This window comes from Streptomyces spinosisporus (assembly GCF_022698145.1).
Classification (GTDB): Bacteria; Actinomycetota; Actinomycetes; order Streptomycetales; family Streptomycetaceae; genus Streptomyces; species Streptomyces spinosisporus.
Window position 1 is genome coordinate 558,407 of record NZ_JALDAX010000001.1, and the last position, 21,258, is coordinate 579,664.

21 protein-coding genes are annotated in these 21,258 nt (G+C 73.4%); 13 read left to right on the plus strand and 8 right to left on the minus strand.

What is annotated here, in order from left to right; genetic code table 11:
- Window positions 1-97: 97 nt before the first annotated feature.
- Together MQN93_RS02365 and MQN93_RS02370 are read right to left on the minus strand one after the other, a co-directional pair.
- Window positions 98-940: a class I SAM-dependent methyltransferase gene (locus MQN93_RS02365; RefSeq protein ID WP_242708075.1), complete on the minus strand. Its 843-nt coding sequence runs from the start codon at window positions 938-940 to the stop codon at window positions 98-100.
- The gene (locus MQN93_RS02370; protein WP_242708076.1) at window positions 937-1,938 is read right to left on the minus strand and encodes a carboxymuconolactone decarboxylase family protein; all 1,002 of its coding nucleotides are present in this window, start codon (window positions 1,936-1,938) and stop codon (window positions 937-939) included. The genes MQN93_RS02365 and MQN93_RS02370 overlap by 4 nt, the downstream gene beginning before the upstream one ends.
- Window positions 1,939-2,104: 166 nt before the next feature.
- On the opposite strand from MQN93_RS02370, the gene MQN93_RS02375 reads away from it, so the two are divergent.
- The 6 genes from MQN93_RS02375 (at window position 2,105) to MQN93_RS02400 (ending at window position 8,936) form a co-directional block, all read left to right on the plus strand.
- Window positions 2,105-3,208, plus strand: coding sequence for a sensor histidine kinase (locus MQN93_RS02375; RefSeq protein WP_242708077.1), 1,104 nt, complete (start codon window positions 2,105-2,107; stop codon window positions 3,206-3,208).
- Window positions 3,209-3,302: 94 nt separating this feature from the next.
- Entirely contained in the window at window positions 3,303-3,965 is a 663-nt protein-coding gene (locus tag MQN93_RS02380; RefSeq protein ID WP_016431771.1) for a response regulator, read from the plus strand.
- A gap of 118 nt (window positions 3,966-4,083) precedes the next feature.
- Window positions 4,084-5,913 carry a gamma-glutamyltransferase family protein gene (locus MQN93_RS02385; protein WP_242708078.1) on the plus strand — a complete coding sequence of 610 codons (1,830 nt, stop codon included), beginning with the start codon at window positions 4,084-4,086 and terminating at the stop codon, window positions 5,911-5,913.
- A gap of 84 nt (window positions 5,914-5,997) precedes the next feature.
- Complete coding sequence (locus MQN93_RS02390) at window positions 5,998-6,846, plus strand: inositol monophosphatase family protein (RefSeq protein ID WP_242708079.1); 849 nt, start codon at window positions 5,998-6,000, stop codon at window positions 6,844-6,846.
- A gap of 174 nt (window positions 6,847-7,020) precedes the next feature.
- Complete coding sequence (locus MQN93_RS02395; protein ID WP_242708080.1) at window positions 7,021-8,430, plus strand: phytoene desaturase family protein; 1,410 nt, start codon at window positions 7,021-7,023, stop codon at window positions 8,428-8,430.
- Window positions 8,427-8,936: an O-acetyl-ADP-ribose deacetylase gene (locus MQN93_RS02400; RefSeq protein WP_242708081.1), complete on the plus strand. Its 510-nt coding sequence runs from the start codon at window positions 8,427-8,429 to the stop codon at window positions 8,934-8,936. The genes MQN93_RS02395 and MQN93_RS02400 overlap by 4 nt, the downstream gene beginning before the upstream one ends.
- 12 nt (window positions 8,937-8,948) lie before the next feature.
- Here the strand turns inward: MQN93_RS02400 and MQN93_RS02405 are convergent, their stop codons facing one another.
- Window positions 8,949-9,596 (minus strand): hypothetical protein, encoded by a 648-nt coding sequence (locus tag MQN93_RS02405; protein WP_242708082.1) that lies wholly within the window; start codon window positions 9,594-9,596, stop codon window positions 8,949-8,951.
- Entirely contained in the window at window positions 9,586-10,101 is a 516-nt protein-coding gene (locus MQN93_RS02410) for a SigE family RNA polymerase sigma factor (protein WP_037780172.1), read from the minus strand. The genes MQN93_RS02405 and MQN93_RS02410 overlap by 11 nt, the downstream gene beginning before the upstream one ends.
- A 177-nt stretch (window positions 10,102-10,278) precedes the next feature.
- Between MQN93_RS02410 and MQN93_RS02415 the strand changes: the two genes are divergently transcribed.
- The 5 genes from MQN93_RS02415 (at window position 10,279) to MQN93_RS02435 (ending at window position 15,922) form a co-directional block, all read left to right on the plus strand.
- The gene (locus MQN93_RS02415; protein ID WP_242708083.1) at window positions 10,279-11,391 is read left to right on the plus strand and encodes a sigma factor-like helix-turn-helix DNA-binding protein; all 1,113 of its coding nucleotides are present in this window, start codon (window positions 10,279-10,281) and stop codon (window positions 11,389-11,391) included.
- Window positions 11,388-13,001: a transglycosylase domain-containing protein gene (locus MQN93_RS02420; RefSeq protein WP_242708084.1), complete on the plus strand. Its 1,614-nt coding sequence runs from the start codon at window positions 11,388-11,390 to the stop codon at window positions 12,999-13,001. The genes MQN93_RS02415 and MQN93_RS02420 overlap by 4 nt, the downstream gene beginning before the upstream one ends.
- 136 nt (window positions 13,002-13,137) lie before the next feature.
- The gene (locus tag MQN93_RS02425; RefSeq protein ID WP_242708085.1) at window positions 13,138-13,803 is read left to right on the plus strand and encodes a DedA family protein; all 666 of its coding nucleotides are present in this window, start codon (window positions 13,138-13,140) and stop codon (window positions 13,801-13,803) included.
- A 143-nt stretch (window positions 13,804-13,946) separates the two neighbouring features.
- Window positions 13,947-15,419, plus strand: a complete 1,473-nt coding sequence (locus MQN93_RS02430) for a DNA-3-methyladenine glycosylase 2 family protein (RefSeq protein ID WP_016431761.1) — start codon at window positions 13,947-13,949, stop codon at window positions 15,417-15,419.
- A 20-nt stretch (window positions 15,420-15,439) separates the two neighbouring features.
- Window positions 15,440-15,922 (plus strand): methylated-DNA--[protein]-cysteine S-methyltransferase, encoded by a 483-nt coding sequence (locus tag MQN93_RS02435; protein ID WP_308404249.1) that lies wholly within the window; start codon window positions 15,440-15,442, stop codon window positions 15,920-15,922.
- A gap of 15 nt (window positions 15,923-15,937) precedes the next feature.
- Here MQN93_RS02435 and MQN93_RS02440 read toward each other — a convergent pair whose 3' ends face one another.
- The gene (locus MQN93_RS02440) at window positions 15,938-16,675 is read right to left on the minus strand and encodes an SIR2 family NAD-dependent protein deacylase (protein WP_242708087.1); all 738 of its coding nucleotides are present in this window, start codon (window positions 16,673-16,675) and stop codon (window positions 15,938-15,940) included.
- 86 nt (window positions 16,676-16,761) lie between these two features.
- Here MQN93_RS02440 and MQN93_RS02445 point away from each other — a divergent pair, with 86 nt between their 5' ends.
- Window positions 16,762-17,022, plus strand: a complete 261-nt coding sequence (locus MQN93_RS02445; RefSeq protein WP_016431758.1) for a hypothetical protein — start codon at window positions 16,762-16,764, stop codon at window positions 17,020-17,022.
- 3 nt (window positions 17,023-17,025) lie between these two features.
- On the opposite strand, the gene MQN93_RS02450 is transcribed toward MQN93_RS02445, so the two are convergent.
- Window positions 17,026-17,520, minus strand: a complete 495-nt coding sequence (locus tag MQN93_RS02450) for an NUDIX domain-containing protein (protein ID WP_016431757.1) — start codon at window positions 17,518-17,520, stop codon at window positions 17,026-17,028.
- 65 nt (window positions 17,521-17,585) lie between these two features.
- A complete protein-coding gene (locus MQN93_RS02455) occupies window positions 17,586-18,659 on the minus strand; it encodes an ADP-ribosylglycohydrolase family protein (RefSeq protein WP_242708088.1) in 1,074 nt (357 codons plus the stop codon).
- Window positions 18,660-18,896: 237 nt separating this feature from the next.
- Between MQN93_RS02455 and MQN93_RS02460 the strand changes: the two genes are divergently transcribed.
- Window positions 18,897-20,015 carry a glycerate kinase gene (locus MQN93_RS02460; RefSeq protein ID WP_016431755.1) on the plus strand — a complete coding sequence of 373 codons (1,119 nt, stop codon included), beginning with the start codon at window positions 18,897-18,899 and terminating at the stop codon, window positions 20,013-20,015.
- A 5-nt stretch (window positions 20,016-20,020) separates the two neighbouring features.
- On the opposite strand, the gene MQN93_RS02465 is transcribed toward MQN93_RS02460, so the two are convergent.
- Window positions 20,021-21,217, minus strand: coding sequence for a PucR family transcriptional regulator (locus MQN93_RS02465; protein ID WP_016431754.1), 1,197 nt, complete (start codon window positions 21,215-21,217; stop codon window positions 20,021-20,023).
- Window positions 21,218-21,258: the final 41 nt, after the last annotated feature.

Here is a 21,258-nt window from a genome sequence, read left to right on the forward strand (position 1 = left end):
GTGCGGACGTGGTCCGCACTGCGGACGGGGCGCCAGTTTCACATGAGTCTCTGTGAGACGGAAGTGTCAACTCGCTCCGTGGCCGCGTGGTGACCGCTCAGTCACCGTCGGGTTTGTCGCGCACCGGCCGGTTCGCGGTGACGAGCCAGACGGCGCCGCGCAGCCGCACGCCGAGCCTCGACTCGTACGGGCGCAGGGAGTCCTCCAGCATCGTGCGCGTCCCGGCGGGCACCGGGCGGCCGGGGGAGCGGGACAGGATGAAGTCGACCGCGTCCGCCGCGTCGCGGCCCCACACCGCGTCGAGGGAGACCGGGGAGATCTCGACGTTCTCCCAGCCCTCCAGCACGGCCCTGATGCGGTCCGGGTCGGAGAGCGACGCCATCGCCGCGAGCGCCGCCGCGGTGTCCGGGTCCGGCCCGCCCAGGAGCTCGCCGAACAGCCGGAGCGCCTGCCCCTCCTCGGTGCCCGGGCCGGCCGGCTGAGGACACACGAACGCCAGCCGGCCGCCCGGCATCAGCGCCCGCCGCAAGTTCCGGAAGGCGGCGGCGTGGTCCGCGAAGAACATCACGCCACCCCGGCTGACGATCACGTCGTAGCCGCACGACGGGAACGCATGGACCTGCGCGTCCGCCTCCGTGTACGTGGCGTTGTGGATCTTCTCGGCTGCGGTCAGCTCCTGCGCCCGGCGCAGCAGCGGCGCCGAGATGTCGACGCCGACCGCATGGCCGCGCGCCGCCAGCCGGGCCGCGATCCGGGTCGTGGTGCCCGCGCCGCAGCCGACGTCCAGGACGCGGTCGGCGGGCCTGACGGCGGCCGCGGCGAACAGCGCGTCGTTGACGTCGGTCAGCAGGGCGTCGTAGCGCTGCTGGTGGGTGGCCCAGTGCAGGCCCACGGATCCGTTCCAGGCCTGTGCCTGGCGGGTGTTGACGAAAGTGGTCATGACCTCTCCCGGGCGGCGTGCAGGGTGAAGGAGCTCTCGATGCGGTCCACGGCGGCGAAGGCGCCGAAGGCGACGAGACGGACCAGACAGCGGTCGGTGTGTTCCGGACGGCGCCAGGCGGTCACGTCCTCCTGCGTGATGCGGTACGGCGCGAGGGCCGCCAGCACGGCCAGCCGCGCGCCGGGCTGTTCACGCCGGTCCGGGAGCGCGGGCCAGGACAGCGGCGGATGCGAACCGTCCCAGTCCCACAGGGTCTCCCGTACGACGGCCTGCTCGTCCTCGTCGAGCAGGTCCGCGCCCGCCGCCGTCGCCGCACGGAGCGCCGCGTAGGCCGGTCCGACGGTGGTGCCGGCCGCCCAGGCGGGTCCCGCGGCCTGCTCGTCGAGCAGGGCCAGGGCAGCGCCGGGCACCGCCGTACGGCGCACGGTGCCCGCCATCGAGCGGCCCGCGAGGCTGCGCACCGGGCGCCACCGCTGGACATTGCCCGGCATCAGCTGCTCGGTCAGCAGTGACGAGACGATGCGGTTGATGAAGTGGAAGGACAGCGCGGTGCCGATGTAGGCGGGGGCGTGCTCCGGCGGGAACGGGTACGGCATCAGGCCGGCGCCCGGCACGCGCGTGTGCTGTCCCCAGCTCAGCACACGCGCGTGCTCCTCGTTCTCCGGGCGCTCGCCCCGGGCCAGCCGCTCGGCCAGGGCGTGGTCGCCCGTGGCGTGCAGCAGGACGGTGTGCGCGTCCACGCAGAACGGGCACTTGTTGGCGTGCGAGACGCCGTAGGCCGCCAGTTCCTTGCCGGTGCGGCTGCCCGCGCCGGCGATCAGCGACTCGCGCATCAACGCCCAGGTGGGGGCGAGGATCTCGGGCGCGGAGGACAGCACCACGAAGGTGGGCGCCTTGTCGATGCCGAAGTCCCGGGCGAGCTGTTCGTACACCTCGGCGACACGGCCGGTGGCCGCCTTCGGAGGCAGGGGTTCGGTGAAGCGGAAGGTTGTGGACATGGACAGCAGCGTGCGCCCCGGGGGCGGGTGAAATCGTCGTACGGGCGGAGGCAGTGCGCACTGCGACCGCGGGGCCGCACGCAGCCGCTTCTACTACGGCGGGAGTAGCGGCAGAGCCGTCCACAGGGCTGACGCCGTTGTCGGCGCGTCCGTCTACTGTGCGTGCATGAGCGGGTACCGGATCTCACGCAGCCGCCTCGCCGACGTGCTCTTCGCGGTCGCCGTCGGCGCCGTCGTGCTGATCGCGGCAGCGTTCGACTCGGACACCACAGCGGTCGACTACGGCCTGATCGCGGTGAGTTCGGCCGCCCTGGCCTTCCATCGCGCCTCCCCGCAGGCGGTGCTGGCGGTGTCGACGGTGGCCGGCAGCGCGTACGTCCTGCACGCCCACCCGGGACCGGCCGCCTCCCTGCCCGTCTTCGTCGCCGTGCTCGTGGCGGCGCGCGCGGGGCACCGGGGGTATGCGGCGGGCGCGACCATGGTGTTCCTGGCCGCGTACATCCCGACCGGGCCGACGACCCACGACGTCGTAGAGCGAACCTCACTGCTGGCGGGCTGGTTCCTGTGCGCGGTGATCACCGGCATGGCGGACCGCAACTGGCAGGCGTATCTGCGCCAGACCGAACAGCGGGCGCTGGAGGCGGAGCGCACCCGGGAGGAGGCGGCGCTGCGCCGCGCGGGGGAGGAACGGCTGCGCATCGCACGGGAGTTGCACGACTCGCTCACCCACAGCATCTCCATCGTCAAGCTCCAGGCCGGGGTCGCGGTCCATCTGGCCCGCAAGCGCGGGGAGGAGGTGCCGCCCGCGCTGCTCGCCATCCAGGACGCGAGCAGCGAGGCGATGCGCGAACTGCGCTCCACGCTGGAGGTGCTGCGCAGCGACGAACCGACCGGGACGCCCGCGCTGCTCGTGGAGCGGGCCCGCGCGGCCGGCCTCGCCGCCGACCTCACGGTGACCGGCGAGGTCAGGCCCCTGCCGGCGACGCTCGACCGGGCCGTCTACCGCATCGTCCAGGAGGCGCTGACGAACGCGGCCCGGCACGCGGGCCCGGCCAAAGTGGTCGTCCAACTCGCCTACGACACGGACGAGTTGACGATATCCGTCACCGACGACGGCACAGCCGACCCGGCCCGTCCCCCCAAGCCCGGCGTGGGCCTGACCGGCATGCGCGAACGCGTCACAGCCCTCGCCGGCACTTTGCACGCCGCCCCGCGCCCGGAGGGCGGCTTCGAGATACGGGCGTGTCTGCCGTTGGGGGAGGCGGGGTGATCAGGGTGGCGCTCATTGAACTTCGGGCGTTCGCCGCGCCGCGTCCAGAGGGCGGCTTCGAGGTCCGGGCGTGTCTGCCGTTGGGGGAGCCGGGATGATCAGAGTTGCCCTTGTCGACGACCAGGCTCTGATGCGGGCCGGGTTCAGGGCCTTGCTGGAGGCCGAGGACGGGATCGAGGTGGTCGGGGAGGCGGCCGACGGGGAGCAGGGGCTGGCGCTGGTGCGGGAGCGGGCGCCGGACATCGCGCTGATCGATGTGCAGATGCCGGTGATGACCGGCATCGAGGCCACCCGCCGCATCGCCGCGGACCCCATGCTCGACGCCGTGCGCGTCGTCATCCTCACCAACTACGGCCTGGACGAGTACGTCTTCGAGGCCCTGCGGGCCGGCGCGAGCGGCTTCCTCCTCAAGGACACCGAACCGTCCGACCTGCTCCAGGCCATCGAGGTGGTGGCCCGCGGCGAGGCCCTGCTCTCCCCGTCGGTCACCCGCACCCTGATCGGCGAGTTCGTCTCCCGGCCGCCGGACCGGGCGACGGCTCCCGCACTCGACGGCCTCACCCGCCGCGAACGCGAGGTGACGGCCCTGGCCGCCCGGGGCCTGAGCAACGAGGAGATCGCCGCCCACATGGTCGTCAGCCCCTACACGGCCAAGACCCACATCAGCCGGGCGATGACCAAGCTGGGCGCACGCGACAGGGCGCAACTCGTCGTCTTCGCCTACGAATCGGGCCTGGTGTCACCGCGCCACGCCTGATCACCGGCGTGCGGGCTCGCGAAAAGGCGGAATCTTGGTGTGCGCGCGGCTGGGTAGCCTCCCCCGTGGACCCGAGCGCCGATCGGCCCGCGAAGGCGCGTAGACAGTGAGGTGAGAGATGCCGTTCACCACCCGCCCCACCCTCCAGGGCACCTTCGGCATGGTGTCCTCCACCCACTGGCTGGCCTCGCAGTCCGCGATGGCCGTGCTGGAGGACGGCGGCAACGCATACGACGCCGCCGTGGCGGGAGCGTTCGTACTGCACGTCGTCGAGCCGCACCTCAACGGCCCGGCCGGCGAGGTGCCCATCCTGCTCGCCCCGGCGGACGGCGAGGTACGGGTGCTGTGCGGCCAGGGCGTGGCACCGGCCGGTGCCACGGTCGCCCACTACCGCTCCCTCGGCCTGGAGCTAGTCCCCGGCACCGGCCCGCTCGCCGCGGCCGTCCCCGGCGCCTTCGACGCCTGGATGCTCCTGCTGCGCGACCACGGCACCAAACCCCTCGCCGACATCCTCAAGTACGCCGTCGGATACGCCGAACACGGGCACGCGCCCGTGGAGAACGTCGGCGCGACCGTCGAGACAGTACGGCAGCTCTTCGAGACCGAGTGGACCTCCTCCGCGGACGTCTATCTGCCCGGCGGGAAGGCCCCGAGGCCCGGTGAGCTCCTGTGCAACCCGGCCCTCGCCGCCACCTGGAAGCGGCTGCTCGCCGAGGTCGCCGGGGCCGGGGACCGCATCGCGCAGATCGAGGCCGCGCGCGAGGTGTGGCGCTCCGGATTCATCGCCGAGGCCCTCGTCCGGCAGGCGCAGCGGCCCACCATGGACACCAGCGGCGAACGCCACAGCGGCACGCTCACCGCCGCCGACCTGGCCGGCTGGTCCGCGACCTACGAGGCCCCGGCGACGTACGACTGGAACGGCTGGACGGTGTGCAAGGCCGGACCCTGGAGCCAGGGCCCCGCCCTCCTCCAGCAGCTCGCCCTGCTCCCGCCCGAACTGCCCGCCTACGGTTCCGCCGACTACGTCCACCTGCTGATCGAGGGCTGCAAGCTCGCCATGGCCGACCGGGAGGCCTGGTACGGCGACGCGGCCGCGGTCCCGCTGAGCGACCTGCTGTCCCCGCACTACAACGCCGCCCGCCGCCATCTCGTCGGCGCCAAGGCCTCGCACGACCTGCGCCCCGGCGCCCCCGGCGGGCGCACCCCGCGGCTCAGCGCGCACGCGCACACGGTCGTCGGAGACGAGCCCGGGTTCAGCCCAATGGGCGTGGGCGAGCCGACCGTGGCCAAGCCGACGGTCTCCCCGGTGCCGGGCGAGCCGCCGGTCGCCGCGGACGGCACCACCCGCGGCGACACCTGCCACCTCGACGTCGTCGACCGCTGGGGCAACATGGTCGCCGCCACCCCCAGCGGCGGCTGGCTGCAGTCCAACCCCGTCGTGCCCGAACTGGGCTTCCCGCTCGGCACCCGGCTGCAGATGGCCTGGCTGGAGGAGGGCCTGCCGAACTCGCTGACGCCCGGCCGCCGGCCCCGCACCACCCTCACCCCCTCGCTCGCCCTGCGCGACGGCGTCCCGGTGATGGCGTTCGGCACACCCGGCGGCGACCAGCAGGACCAGTGGCAGCTGCACTTCTTCCTCGCCGTCGCCCTGCGCGCACAGGTCCGCGGGGGCCTCGACCTCCAGGGTGCGATCGACGCCCCGAACTGGCACAACGACAGCTTCCCCGGCTCCTTCTACCCGCGCGGCATGCGGCCCGGGAGCGTGACGGTCGAGTCCCGCATGGACGCCGGGGTCGTCGAGGATCTGCGGCGCCGGGGACACGACGTGACGGTCGGCGACCCCTGGTCGGAGGGGCGGCTGTGCGCGGTCGCCCGGGACCCGGAGACCGGCATCCTGTCGGCGGCCGCCAACCCGCGGGGCATGCAGGGGTACGCGGTCGGCCGCTGACCGCGCACCGCGAGTTCACGCCGATTCCACCCGGCGTCCACCGGCCCGGCGGGGATTGTCAGTGGTGCGTGCTCTCATGGAGGCATGATCGAGAACAAGGAAACCATCGACGAGTTTCTCGCCCACCGCTCGGCCGACGTGGAGGAGGCGGTCCGCAAGGCCGCCGCGGCCGAGATCATGCCCCGCTTCCGCCGCCTGGCCGACCACGAGGTCGACCAGAAGAGCGGACCGCACGACCTGGTCACCGACGCCGACCGGCTCACCGAGCGGTATCTCACCGAGGTCCTCGGGGCCCTGCTGCCCGGTTCCGTCGTCGTCGGCGAGGAGGCGGTGCACGCCGACCCGGCGACATACGGGGCGATATGCGAGGACGCCCCGGTCTGGATCGTCGACCCGGTCGACGGAACACGCCAGTTCGTGCACGGCGACCCCGGATTCTGCACCCTGATCGCGCTCGCCCACCGCGGTGTCCTGCTCGCCTCGTGGACGTATGTCCCGGCCGAGGACCAACTCGCCACCGCGGTAAGGGGCCAGGGCGCCTTCCTCGACGGCGAGCGGCTGTTCGCCGGCCCGCCCGCGCCCGGCCGTGACCTCGAAGTGGCCACCTCCCACCCGGACTACACGACCGACGAGGAGAAGCGCGCCCTGCTCGGACTGCGCACCGAAGGCGTCGCACCGCGTCCCTGCGGCTCCGCCGGCATGGAGTATCTGGCCGTCGCCCGCGGCCGGTTGGACGCGGTCGCCTTCAGCTGGGAGGCGAGCTGGGACCACGCCGCGGGCATCCTGCTGGTCGAGGAGGCGGGCGGCGCGCATCTGACCCTGACCGGGGAGCCGTTCCGCATCACGGGCGGCAACGCCCTTCCGTTCACGGCCGCTCGCGACGAGGCGACGGCCCGGCGGGTGCGCGGCGCCCTGCTGCCGGACGGGGCGTGAACCGCCGGCAGGGGCGGCCCGGGCTGCCGGACGTGGCGTGATCCGGGCAACGGGTCAGGAGTATCCGGACAACCGTTGAGGAGTGAACCACCCGCCGCCCTGGACCGTCGGTCCCCCGGCATATCCTGATCCTCAGTGGCCATCGGCTGACGAAGGGGTCCGAAGGTGCCGTCGATGCTCGATGCAGTCGTGGTGGGAGCGGGGCCGAACGGACTGACGGCCGCCGTCGAGCTGGCCCGCCGGGGCTTCTCCGTGGCCGTGTTCGAGGCCCGTGACACCGTCGGCGGGGGAGCCCGCACCGAGGAGCTCACCCTCCCCGGCTTCCGGCACGACCCGTGTTCCGCGGCCCACCCCCTCGGCATCAACTCCCCGGCGTTCCGCGCCCTGCCGCTCGAGCGGTACGGCCTGGAGTGGCTGCACCCCCGGCTGCCCATGGCGCACCCGTTCACCGACGGCACCGCCGCCGTGCTGTCCCGTTCGGTCGCCGAGACGGCGGCCTCGTTCGGACCGCGGGACGCCGGTGCGTACCGCAGGCTGGTCGAGCCGTTCCTGCCCAAGTGGGACACCCTGGCCCGGGACTTCATGTCCCTGCCGGGCACGGCGCTCCCGCGCGACCCGGTGACCCTCGCCCGGTTCGGCCTGGTCGGACTGCCCCCGTCGACCTGGCTGACCCGCCGCTTCCGCGACGAGCCCGCCAAGACCCTGTTCGCCGGCCTCGTCGCGCATGTGATGGCGCCCCTGACCGGCCTCGCCACCGGCGCCATCGGCCTGGTCTTCGCCCTCGCCGCGCACGCCCGCGGCTGGCCCGTGGCCCGCGGCGGCTCCCAGTCCATCGCGGACGCGCTCACCGCGTACCTCAAGGACCTGGGCGGCCTGGTCCACACGGACTACGAGGTCAAGCGCCTCGACGACCTGCCACCCGCCCGCGCCTACGTCTTCGACACCTCGCCCACCGCCCTGGCCCGCATCGCCGGTCTCGGCAACTACTACGAGGGCTACCGCTACGGCCCGGGCATCTTCAAGGTCGACTACGCCCTGGACGGCCCGGTGCCGTGGACCTCCGAGGAGGCGCGCGGCGCCGGGACCGTGCAGATCGGCGCGGACAGCGCGGAGATCGGCACCGCGCTGCACGAGGCCTCCCGGGCGGGCCGGGCACCCGAGCGGCCGTTCATGATCACGGTCCAGCCCGGCGTCGTCGATCCCGGCCGCGCACCCGAGGGCAAGCACGTCTTCTGGGCGTACGGCCATGTGCCGAGCGGCTGGACGGGAGACCTCACGGACGCCATGGAGCGCCAACTGGAGCGCTTCGCACCGGGGTTCCGCGACCGTGTCCTCGCCCGCGCGACCGCGGGCCCGCCCGAGATCGCCGCCCGCAACCACAACTACATCGGCGGCGACATCGCCTCCGGCGCGGTCTCCGGACTCCAGGTCCTGCTGCGCCCCAAGCTCACGCTCAGCCCGTACAGCACACCGCACCCGGCGGTCTTCCTCTGCTCGTCGGCCACTCCGCCCGGACCCGGGGTACACGGCATGTCCGGGCACAACGCGGCGAAGGCCGTCTGGAGAAGGCTGAGGCAGACATGACCACCATCACGCTCGTCCGCGGCGACATCACGCGCGAGAGCGTCGACGCGATCGTCAACGCGGCGAACTCCTCCCTGCTCGGCGGCGGAGGCGTGGACGGCGCGATCCACCGCCGCGGCGGCCCGGCCATCCTCGACGACTGCCGCAAACTCCGCGCCTCCCAGTACGGCAAGGGACTGCCCACGGGCCAGGCGGTCGCCACCACCGCGGGCGACCTCGACGCGCGCTGGGTGATCCACACCGTGGGCCCGGTCTGGTCGGCGAGCGAGGACCGCTCCCAGCTGCTGGCCTCCTGCTACCGCGAGTCCCTGCGCGTCGCCGACGAGCTCGGCGCCCGTACGGTCGCCTTCCCCGCGGTCTCCACCGGCATCTACGGCTGGCCGATCGACGACGGCGCCCGCATCGCGGTGGAGACCGTCCGCGCCGCGGACACCGCGGTCGAGGAGGTCCGCTTCGTGCTCTTCGACGAACGGGCGTACGAGGCGTTCGCGGCGCGCGTCGGCTGACGCGGCCGGTGCTCAGCGGGCGTCCGTGACGGCCAGCGTGTCGCCGATGTGGGCCCGGGCGTAGAACCAGGCGGCGTCCTCGGCGCCGAGTCCGATCCACTCGCTCTTGGCCGCGTAGTCGCTCAGGGCCTTGAGTTTCGGGGTGAAGACGCCGATGTAGTGCGGCTGGTCCTGCCGGTCGCGCAGCTCGACCACATACGGGACGCGCACCGAGACCGGGCTCTTCGAGGGGAGTACGAAGGTCAGGTCCCGCGGGTTCTGCTTCGCCACCACCCTCATCGGGCCTGTGGCGGCGAGCGGACGGCCCGACTGCGCGAGGACCGGCAGCACTCGGCGGCCGCACGTCAGGGCGTGCCGGGACAGGTCGAGCGCACCGACCACAGGCGTCGCGGCGCTCGGCGACGGCACGGCGGAGACGGGGGCCGTCACGGCCGGGGGCCGGATGCCGGGCCGCTGGTCCGTTGTCCCGGACGGGTGCAGGTGCACAGCGAGGCCCAGCAGGACGAGAGCCGCGGTCCCCCCGCCGCCGAGAGCGTACGCGGCGCGGCGGCGGCGTCTGCGGCGCATCGCCCGGGCCCTGATCCCGGGACCGTCGAGGACCGGCCGGGTCGCCCGTGCGGCGGCCAACTCGCGCAGGGCGGTCGAGAGTTCATCGGACACGGCCGCTCTCCTTCCGGACCGGCCCGTCGGCCTCGTCCCCGCCAAGCCGCTTCGCCAGCTCCGTACGCCCCCTGGACAGTCTCGCCTTGACCGTGCCCACGGGAGCGCCGGTCTCGGAGGCTACCTGCTCCACGCTCAGGTCGCACAAATGGTGCAGGACGATCGCCATCCGCTGCGCCTCGGGCAGGTCGCGCAGGGCGGCCACGAGCGCCGTGTACTCGGGTCCCGGCCCCGGGTCGGTCTCGGGCGGTGGAGTACGCCGCACCAGTTCCAGCCAGCGCTTGGCGCGCCGCCAGCGGCTCACCGCCAGCCGCATGGCCACCGTGCGGATCCACGCCTCGGGAGCACTGTCCGCCAGGAACCTCTCCCGCCGGTCCCAGGCACGGACGAACGCCTCCTGTACGACGTCCTGGGCCTCGCCGTGGTCTCCCGTGAAGGCGTAGAGCTGTCCGGTCAGCCGGGGGAACGCGGCGGCGTAGAAGGCGTCGAACTCGTCCTCGGTCATGCCCCTGCCTGAATCCGTGGCCTCTTCGTGCAACCCGGCCACCTCCGTCGTGCGTACAGGTCTTGTACAGGAAGACGGCGAACCGGGGCTTGAGGCTCCCCTTCTTGGACGGTGTCGGCTCCTCGGCTGCTCAACCTGCCTGTACGGCCCGCGTTTCCGAGCCGAAGGACCCCCCACGTGCCACCGACCCCCGCCGGCCACGACTTCGCCACATACGCCCGGACGCACTGGTCCGGTCTGACAGCGACCGCACGGCTGCTCACGCTCACCGACGAGCCCGGTGCGGCACACGAGCTGGCGCACAGAACGCTGGTACGGATGTGCGCGCGGTGGCGACGTGTGCCGTGTGACGACGTGGACTTCCATGTACGGCGCTGTCTCGTGCGCGGCCATCTGCGCCGGCCGCGTGGGCGCCGGTCGGCGCGCCGCCGGGCCGTGCTGGTACTGCGTGTCTGGGAAGGCCGCGCGGACGCCGAGATCGCGCAGTTGCTGGGGTGCTCGGTGGGCGCGGTGCGGTCCCACGCCCGGCGGGGCCTGCAAGCGGCCGGCGGCGACCTCGGACGACTGCGGGAGGAATACGCCCGCGCCGTGGGGGAGTTGACGCCGTCCGAGGTGCCGTTGGCCGACGTCCGGGCACGCGGGCGCATCCGACGGCGGCGACGGGTCGCCGTGACCGGGGCCGTCTGCGCGGTCCTGCTCACACCGGTCGTCTTTCTCGCCGACGGCCTTGTGCGGGGCGGCGGTTCGGCGAAAGGGGCGGCCGCGGACGGCGCCCTTGCGGCGACCAGTCCGGTCCGGGTCGTAGCCCCCGGCGAGCGGGTGACCACCGGGCCCGGGGTGCGGGTGTGGCTGACGGCCGACGGCGGCCACTGGTCGGGACCCTCCGTGCTCGACGGGCGCACAAGCAGCGACGAGCCGATCGACGACAAGCCGATCGATGACAAGCCGATCGATGACAAGCCGGGCGACGACAAGCCGGGCGACGACAAGCCGGGCGTCACGCTGCGTTTCGACAGCGTGAAAGGCGGCTTCCTCCTTTCGGGCCTCTACTACGGCCTGAGCGGTGAGCCGGGACGCGTCTCGGTGCGCACCGGTGACCGAGCGGCCACGGCGAAAGTCCTAACCCTGGCGGGTGATCCGGGGTGGGGCATCTGGTACGCGAGCGCTCCGGTGCCCTTGAAGGACGCGAAGGCGGTCCTGTCCGCCGAACCGGACGAGCGGATCGTCACGGTGTACGACGCCTCCGGCAAGGTCGCCGCGCGCTCGGCCCGCGAGGGGCGGCGCATATGAAGCGGCCCCGGCACCGCGAACGCCCGCCGCTGCGGATCCGGTTCCGGCGCACCAGGGGCCGGCGGCTGCGGCTGCTGGGTTACGCTTTCCTGACGCTGATCGCGACGCTGTGTGCGGCGGTCGTCGTGGCGTACCGGTTGACGACCATTCCGAAACCGCATCCCGAGACGGTCACCCAGAGCACCGTGTTCCTCGACTCGGGCGGCGCCTATCTGGGCCGGCGCGGACCCGTGGACCGGCAGGACGTCGACCTCGCCACGGTCCCGCGGCCCGTCCAGGACGCGGTGATCGCCGCGGAGAACCGCTCCTTCCGTACGGACAGAGGGATCTCGCCGAAGGCCATTGCGCGGGCCGCGCTGGCGGCGTCGACCGGCGGCGCGCCCCAGGGCGGCTCCACCATCACCCAACAGTACGTGAAGAACGCGTTGCTGAGCCCGGAGCACTCGCTGTCCCGCAAGGCGCGCGAGGCACTGGTCGCGATCAAGCTGGACCGCACCCGCAGCAAGGACGAGATCCTCCAGGGCTATCTGAACACCGTGTACTTCGGTCGGGGCGCCGCCGGGATCCAGTCCGCGGCGCGCAACTACTTCGGAGTGGACGCGAAGGACCTGACGATCGCGCAGGGCGCGGCGCTGGCGTCCATCATCAACATCCCGTCGTACTACGAGAAGGCGGGCTCCGACCCGAAGGTGACCGCGAAGCTGCTGCGCCGCTGGGAGTGGGTGCTCGACGCGATGGTCGCGAGCAGGAGCATCACGGCGAAGCAGCGGGCCGCGGCGCGTTTCCCGGCGTTCCGGTTCTATCCGCCGGGCGAGACCGACGGGCAGCGGCAGTATCTGATCGATGTCGCCGCGAAGGAGGCCGCCGACCGGCTCGGCATCACCGAGGACCAGCTCGCGAGGGGCGGCTACAGCGTGACCACCACCTTCGACCTGACCTCGCAGGACAGGGCCGCACAGCTGATCCAGGACGACCCTCCCGCGGCCAAGGGTGTCCGGGTGCACACCGCCGTCGTGGGCATGGTGCCCGGCGACGGAGCGGTGCGGGTGCTCTACGGGGGCTCGGACTACGCGCACCGGCCGTTCAACGACGCGGTGAGCGGGGCGGTGGAGGCGGGGACGGCCCTCGAGCCCGTCGGCAAGCTGCGCACGACCGGACCCTTGCGCGGGCTGCTGAGGACAGCGGCGCCGACCCCGCTGAACCTGGCGTCGGCGTATGCGGCGCTGGCCGACGGCCGGTACGCCACCCCCTACACCGTCGCACGCATCACGCGGGCGGGCCGCACCGTCTACCGCACGCATGCGGACGTACAGCGCGTACTGGACGAAAAGGAGACGATTCTCGCCGGCGCCAAGGGGGTCTTCCTCACCGCGGGGGCAGGAGGCGGGAAGACGCGGCGCACCGTGTGGGCGACCGGATACGACAGCCGACTCGCGCCGACGGTCGCGCTGTTCGCGGACCGGGCGGGCAGCAAAAAGGGCACGACGGTGCCGGCGCAGCTGCCGAACGACCCGTCGCCGACCGGCTTCGCCCAGAGCGTGGCCACGGGGATCCGGTCGGCGGTCGACCGCGGGGCACAGGGTGCGGCATCGCCGGTGCCGCGTTCTTGACCTGTGCCGGACCTGCGAAACGCACGACGCGTACAGGGAGCGGTTCTCCGGCGGCCCCCAGTACGGCGAGTACGCTCGCATCCGGGTCGGGCCCCGCCCGCCCCGCCCGCTTCCCGGCACGAGAGGGGTCGTCTCCGTGGCAGCTGCCCACCTGGCCGTCACCCAGGCGGTGAACGTCCTGGACGCAGGATCCCTGCTGTCCGCGTTCGGCGCGCTCGGCGTCGCCGTCGTGCTGTTCGCCGAGACCGGCCTGCTGGTCGGCTTCTTCCTGCCCGGCGACTCCCTGCTGTTCACCGCGGGCCTGCTGTGCGCCGGGGACTCCGGCAGGTCGGTGCATCTGTCGCTCTGGCAGGTGCTGGTGGCCGCCGTGGCCGGTGCGCTGCTCGGCGCCCAGACGGGGTACTGGATCGGGCGCCGCGGCGGCCGCCCCCTGCTGGCGCGCAGCAGATCGAAGAAGCTGCACGAGGGCGCGGCGCGTGCGGAGCAGCTCCTCGAGCGCTACGGACACGCCAAGGCGGTGGTCCTGGCCCGTTTCGTCCCGGTCGTGCGTACCGTGCTGAACCCCCTGGCCGGTGTGCTGGAGGTGCCGGTGCGGACCTTCACCGTGTGGCAGGTGGCGGGCGGTCTGGTGTGGACGGTCGGTCTGACGCTGGCCGGCTACGCGCTCGGCTCCTCGGTGCCCAACGTCGACCGCTATCTGCTGCCGCTGGTCGCGCTCGTCGTCCTCGTCTCCCTGATCCCGATCGCGCTGGAGGCGCGACGCGCGCGTGCCCGCCGCACCTCGGAGGGGACCACGCCCTGACGGCCGCACGGACGCCGTGACCGCGCCGACCGCCGGCGCATGGGCGCCGTGATCCGGGCCGGTCCAGCGCACACGACGTCGACGTCGGATTCTCGCCAGCCCGCACCCGTCCCTTCGCCCATGCTGGACGCATGCAGAACGGGATGCACACCGACCGAGAGCGCTGTGTGCGCGCCGTCCGGTCCAAGGACGCGCGCTTCGACGGCTGGTTCTTCACGGCCGTCCTGACCACCCGCATCTACTGCCGGCCCAGCTGCCCGGTCGTACCGCCCAAGACCGAGAACATGACCTTCTACCCGAGCGCGGCCGCCTGCCAGCAGGCCGGGTTCCGGGCCTGCAAGCGCTGCCGCCCCGACACCAGCCCGGGCTCCCCGGAGTGGAACCAGCGCGCCGACCTCGTGGCGCGGGCGATGCGGCTGATCGCGGACGGCGTCGTGGACCGCGACGGCGTGCCCGGACTCGCCGCCCGGCTCGGCTACAGCACCCGCCAGGTCGAGCGCCAGCTGCTGGCCGAGCTGGGCGCAGGACCGCTCGCGCTGGCCCGCGCCCAACGCGCCCAGACGGCCCGCCTGTTGATCGAGACGACGACCCTCCCGATGGCGGAGATCGCCTTCGCCGCCGGCTTCTCCTCGATCCGCACCTTCAACGACACCGTGCGCGAGGTCTTCGCCCTGTCGCCGAGCGAACTACGGGCCCGGCTGCCGAAGAAGAACGCACCGGCGGCCACCCCGGGCGCGCTCACGCTCCGGCTGCCCTTCCGCACCCCGCTCAACCCCGACAACCTCTTCGGCCACCTCGCGGCCACCGCCGTGCCCGGCGTGGAGGAGTGGCGCGACGGCGCCTACCGCCGCACGCTCCGCCTCCCCTACGGCCACGGCATCGTGAGCCTGACCCCCGAGCCCGACCATATCGCCTGCCGCCTCACCCTCGGCGACCTGCGCGACCTGACCGTGGCCATCAGCCGCTGCCGGCGCATGCTCGACCTGGACGCCGACCCGGTCGCCATCGACGACCAGCTCCGCACGGACCCGCTGCTCGCCCCGCTGGTCGACAAGGCACCGGGGCGGCGCGTCCCGCGCACCGTCGACGAGGCCGAGTTCGCGGTACGGGCCGTGCTCGGCCAGCAGGTCTCCACCGCCGCGGCCCGCACCCACGCCGCCCGCCTGGTCTCGGCCCACGGAGACCCGGTGGACGACCCCGAGGGTGGTCTCACCCATGTCTTCCCGACCCCCGAGGCGCTCGCCGCCGTCGACCCCGAGTCCCTGGCGATGCCGCGCACCCGGCGCACCACCTTCACCACACTCGTCGGTCAACTCGCCGACGGAACCATCCACTTGGGACCCGAGAGCGACTGGCCCGAGACCCGCGCCCGGCTGCTCGCCCTCCCCGGATTCGGCCCCTGGACGGTCGACGTCATCGCCATGCGCGCCCTCGGCGACCCCGACGCCTTCCTCCCCACCGACCTCGGCATCCGCCGCGCCGCCAAGGAGCTGGGCCTGCCGTCCACCCCGGCGGCCCTCACCGCCCGCGCGGCGGCCTGGCGGCCCTGGCGCGCGTACGCGGTCCAGTACCTGTGGGCGACCGACAACCACCCGATCAACTTCCTTCCGGTATAAGGACGTTCACCATGAGCCCGGTGAAGCAGCACACCGTGATCGACAGCCCGTACGGCCCCCTCACCCTCGTCGCCGACGACGGCGTCCTGAGCGGCCTCTACATGACCGAACAGCGCCACCGTCCGCCGCAGGAGACCTTCGGCGAACCCGACGAGCGCCCCTTCGCCGAGGCCGAGGAACAGCTGACGGCCTATTTCGAGGGCGAGTTGAAGGAGTTCACCCTCGAACTCCGCCTGAACGGAACCCCCTTCCAGCGCACCGTCTGGGACCAGCTCCGCCGCATCCCCTACGGCGAGACCCGCTCCTACGGCGAACTCGCCGCCGCCCTCGGCAAACCCTCCGCCTCCCGCGCCGTGGGCCTCGCCAACGGCAGGAACCCGATCGGCATCATCGTCCCCTGCCACCGCGTCGTAGGCACCGACGGCAACCTCACCGGCTACGGCGGCGGCCTGGACCGCAAGCAGCGCCTGCTGGACTTCGAGGGCGGGAGCGCTCTCTTCTGACGGGAGGGCCCTCTCCTAAACGTCGTCTCCGGCGCTCAGCCCCCGCAGCAGCCGCGGCAGGGCCGTGCCGATGGGCTCGCGGACGACCTCGTCCGCGAGTTCGTCGTACGGCGTCGGCTCGGCGTTGACGATGATCAGGCGGGCGCCGTGGTCGGTGGCGAGGCCCGCGAGGCCGGCGGCGGGGTGGACCTGGAGGCTGGTGCCGACGGCGATGAAGATCTGGCAGGCCTTGGTGACGGCGACCGCCTCGCCGAGCACCACGGGGTCGAGCTGCTCGCCGAACATGACGGTGGCCGACTTCAGGATGCCGCCGCACTCCCGGCAGGCAGGGTCGGCCTCCCCGGCGTCGAGCCGGGCCAGCGCCTCCTCCATCGACCCGCGCGCCCGGCACCCGGTGCACACGACCTCCCGCGCGCTGCCGTGCAGTTCGAGCACCTTGCGGCCGGGCACACCGGCGAGCTGGTGCAGCCCGTCCACGTTCTGCGTGATGACCCGCACCGGCACGCCGGACCGCTCCAGCTCGGCCACGGCACGGTGCGCGGCGTTCGGCTCGGCCCGCAGCGCCTGGCTCTCGCGGCGCATCCGCCACGACCGCCGCCGGATGTCCGGGTCGGCCATGTAGTACTCGTACGTCACGAGCTTCTCGGCCTCGGGATCCTTGCGCCACAGGCCGTTCGGGCCGCGGTAGTCGGGGATACCGGAGTCCGTGGAGATACCGGCGCCGCTGAGAAGGGCGACGAGAGGCCTGTTCATGGGGCGAGCCTAAGGTCACCACCCCGCCCGGAGCCACGGAGTATCGGTCGGCGTGACCTGGCCATCGCGGCGTCGTTGGCCAGGCCATGAAGAAGATCGGCGCCCTCGCTGCGCTCACCATGGTCGGTCTCACGCTCGCCACGCCCGCCCACGCCGACGAAGGCGATCACGGACGTATCAACATCGGGGGCAGGACGCTGTCGCCCAACGCCCTCTGCAAGGAGGCCCTGACGCTCGTGCCGGTGGCCGCGCCGTGGACCGCCCAGTCGGTGGACGACGCCTGCAACGACCGCGACCACAGCGAGATCCACCACGGACACATCGGCCGGGACGAGGCACCCCGGTAGACCTCAGCCCACCCGGCGGCCGTTCTCCAGCTCCGCCGTGCCCGAGCCCTCCGCCAGGACGTCAAGGGCCACCATGACGCGCCCGGCGAGGGTGCCGTGCAGATGGTCGGCGAGCCGGTCGCGCTCCACCAGACGCCAGGACAGCAGCTCCTCCTCCTGCAGGCGGATCGCCTTGAGGTCGTCGCCGGTGAGCACGCCACCGTCGTAGAGATACGCCACCAGCGGCGGCCAGCCCGGGCGGTACACCCAGTCCACGGCGAGCAGCCGCCCCAGGTCGACGTCGAGCCCGATCTCCTCCAGCGTCTCGCGGTGCGCGCCCTGGCGCGGGGTCTCCCCGCCGTCGGACTCGATCGTGCCGCCCGGAAGGGCCCAGCCCTCGCGGTAGTTGGGCTCGACGAGCAGCACCCGGCCCTCCGCGTCGCGGAAGAGGGCGGCGGCGCCGGAGAGGATCCGGGGGAGGCCCGCGATGTACGCGGCGAATTCTTCAGAGCTGGTCATCCAGGAAGGGTAACCAGGCAGGGTGACCAGTTCCCCGGCTCGCTTTCCTCCCCGCCGGTGCCCGGCTAGGTCTCCGCCTCCGTCAACTGCCGCGTCCGCTCCGCCAGCTCGCTGATCCGCACCCCGTCGAAGCCGAACACCGCGCTGCGGACCGTGTCCTCCAGCGGCTCCGTCCACTGCGCCGGGATGGCGTCCGCTCCGGTCAGCACACCGGCCACCGAACCGGCCGTCGCCCCGTTGGAGTCGGTGTCGAGGCCGCCGCGGACAGTGAGGGTGATGGTGCGGGTGAAGTCGCCGTCGCCGTAGAGAAGCCCCGCGGTGAGGACCGCCGCGTTCGGGATGGTGTGGATCCAGCCCAGCCCGGCGGTCTCCTCGGACACCGTCGTCAGGGTGTCCTCCCAGGTCATCCGGGTGTCGTGGAGGGAGACGACCCGTCTGACGGTGCGCGCGAGCCGGCTGCTCCCGGGGATCACGGCCAGCGCCTGGTCCACCGCGTGCCGCACGGTGGGCGCCGTGAACGCCGCCGAGACCAGCGCGGCCGCCCACATCGCGCCGTACACGCCGTTGCCGGTGTGCGACAGCACGGCATCGCGGCGGGCCAGGGAGGCCGCACGGCGCGGGACGCCCGGGCAGGTCCAGCCGTAGATGTCGGCGCGGATCAGGGCACCGATCCACTCCTGGTACGGGTTGTCGTACGTGGCCGTCAGCGGCGGCTTGAGCCCGTTGGCGAGATTGCGGTACGTCGCCCGCTCCGCCGTGAAGGTCTGCAGATACGGCAGCCGCAGCAGCCACAGTTCGCCGACCTGCTCGGTGCTGAAGGCGAAGCCGTACGTCTCCAGCAGGTCCAGGCCGAGGATCGCGTAGTCGACGTCGTCGTCGCGGCAGCTGCCGTGAATGCGGCCGCGGACGCACTGGCGCCACTCGGGGCGCAGCTCGAAGCCGTCGCTCTCGACGGCGGGTTCGGGGAGGTAGTCGGTCAGGGGCAGGGCGGCGGCCTGCCGCAGGTAGCGGTCGATGCGCTCGCGTGTCCACAGGTCGCCCTGCTCGACCGGTTTGCCGAGCATGTTGCCCGCGATCCGGCCGAGCCAGCCCCCGAGGATGCGGTCGGCGAGCTCTGGCTCAGTGCCCACAGGGGTCATAGCTGATGGTTTACCCAATTCCGGGCGCGCCTGCCCGCGCTGCGGAAAGGGAGCACAAGCAGGTGCAGGGGAGCACTCAGGAGGCTTCGGGCCGCGTCCCACGGGCCGGGCGGTGCATGACGGCGGGGGCGTCCTGCGGTTAAGGTCGCAGCGGCGCGACTGGCCCCGACGTGCGCGGGGCCCGGAGAGCAAGGGGAAGACAAGGTGGCGGACGCTGCAGGCAGGAGCGCCCAGAGGGTGCTCATCGCCGCGGACAAGTTCAAGGGGTCGCTGACGGCCGTGCAGGTCGCCGAGCGCGTGACGGCGGGCCTGCGCCGGGTCGTGCCGACGGTCCAGGTGGAGGCGCTGCCGGTCGCCGACGGCGGCGACGGAACCGTGGACGCCGCGGTCGCGGCCGGTTTCGAGCGGCGCGAGGTGCGCGTCGCCGGGCCGCTCGGGGACGAGGTGACGGCGGCGTTCGCGCTGCGCGGCGGCACGGCGGTCGTGGAGATGGCGGAGTCGAGCGGGCTGCAGCGGCTGCCCGCGGGCGTCTTCGCACCGCTCACGGCGTCCACGTACGGCTCGGGAGAGCTGCTGAGTGCCGCCCTGGACGCGGGCGCGCGGACCATCGTGTTCGGCGTGGGCGGCAGCGCGACCACCGACGGCGGCGCGGGGATGCTCTCGGCGCTGGGTGCCCGGTTCCTGAACGCCGACGGGGAGCCGGTGGCTCCGGGTGGCGGCGGTCTGAGCGAGCTCGCGTCCGCCGACCTGTCCGGACTCGACCCGCGCCTCGGCTCCGTCGAGCTGGTGCTCGCGAGCGACGTCGACAACCCGCTGACCGGCCCGAAGGGCGCCCCCGCCGTCTACGGCCCGCAGAAGGGCGCCTCCCCGGACGACGTGGAGACCCTGGACGCCGCCCTCGCGCACTACGCGAAGGTGCTGGAGGAGGCGGTCGGGGCGAAGGCGGCGGAGTACGCGGCAGCCCCGGGCGCCGGCGCGGCCGGCGGCATCGGCTACGGCGCCCTGCTCCTCGGCGCCCGCTTCCGGCCCGGCATCGAGGTCATGCTCGAGGTGCTCGGCTTCGCGCCGGCCCTGGAGTGGGCGGACCTGGTGATCACCGGCGAGGGCTCCCTCGACGAGCAGACCCTCCACGGCAAGGCCCCCGCAGGCGTGGCCGCCGCCGCCCGCGCCGCCGACAAGGAGGTCGTGGCCGTCTGCGGCCGTCTCGCCCTCCCCCCGGAGGCCCTCGGCCGCGCCGGCATCCGCCGCGCCTACCCCCTGACGGACGCCGAACCGGACGTGGCGAAATGCATCGCCGAGGCGGGCCCGATCCTGGAACGGGTGGCCGAGCACATCGCGGGAGACTTCCTCGCCTGACGAGGTCACCGACGGGTTCCCGACAACCGGTAGGCGTCCAGGGCCAGCGTCATCTCGATGAGATCCCGTGGGCGGGCCAGGGAGCGGGACGTCAGCTGTTCCAGGCGCCGCAGCCGGTTGAAGACCGTGTTGCGGTGGCAGTACAGCCGTCCCGCGGCCCGGCCCGCCGAGCCCTCGCAGCCCAGCCACACGTCCAGGGTCTCCAGCAGCACCGCCCGGTCGGCGGGCTCCAGCTCCAGCAGCGCCCCGAACACGTCCGACACCAGACGGTCGGCGAGCTCGGGCTGACTCACCACGAGCGCGGTCGGCATGCGCTGGTCCAGGCGTACGACCGTGCTCGCGTCCGGCGGGCAGGTGCGCAGGGCGAGTTCGGCCAGCCGCCGGGCCCGGCCCAGCTCGGCCAGCCCGGACACGACCGGGCTGATGCCGCCGGGCCCCGCGCACCGCCCGTCCAGCGCCCGCGCCACCCCGTCCAGGCCCTGGCCGGGAGCCAGCGCGACGACTCCGACCTCGCAGTCGGCCCGCATCCGCCAGATGAAGCCGAACCCGGCACCCCGCACGGGCCGCTCCCACGACTCCCGCCGCCCGGCCCTGAGCACCACCACCGCGTACGGCCCGTGCTCCGGCAGATCGAGGCCCGCGGCCGCCCGCGCGGCGAGCCCGGGCGTCGCCTGCCCCTCCAGCAGCGCGTCCAGCAGCGCCTGCAACTGCTCGTCCGTACGCCGCCGCAGCTCCGCCTCCGTGGCCCGGTACGCCTCCGAGGCGGCCTGCGCCTGCGCGTCCACCGCGGACCACACCATCGTCGTCGAGCGCATCAGCGCCGCGAGCCGCTCCGGCTCCCGCCCCGACGCCCCTTCCACGAGCGCGTCCCACAGCAGATAGCCGGCGTTGCGGTAGGCGTGCACGAGGAGGTCCAGCGGCAGCCCCTGCCGGGCCCGGCGCCGCCCCGCGTCCTCGGCGAGCTCCAGGTCGCGGCGCGGCGAGTCCCGGGGCGCGGCGAGCGTCTCGATCCCGACCCGCATCGCCTCCTCGGCCTCCCGCCACTGCTGGTCGTACGGGAGCACCTGCCCGTAGACGGGGGAGTACTCGACGAGCTGCCGCACATGCTCGTCGACGAGTTCCGGCAGCCGTTCCAGCAAGGCGTTGCAGGCCTCCGCGAGCAGCTTCCAGTCATGACCGGTACGCGGTCGGCGCCCTCCCATGGCCGGAGCATGCCACCGGGACCCGGTCGTGCACAGGCCCC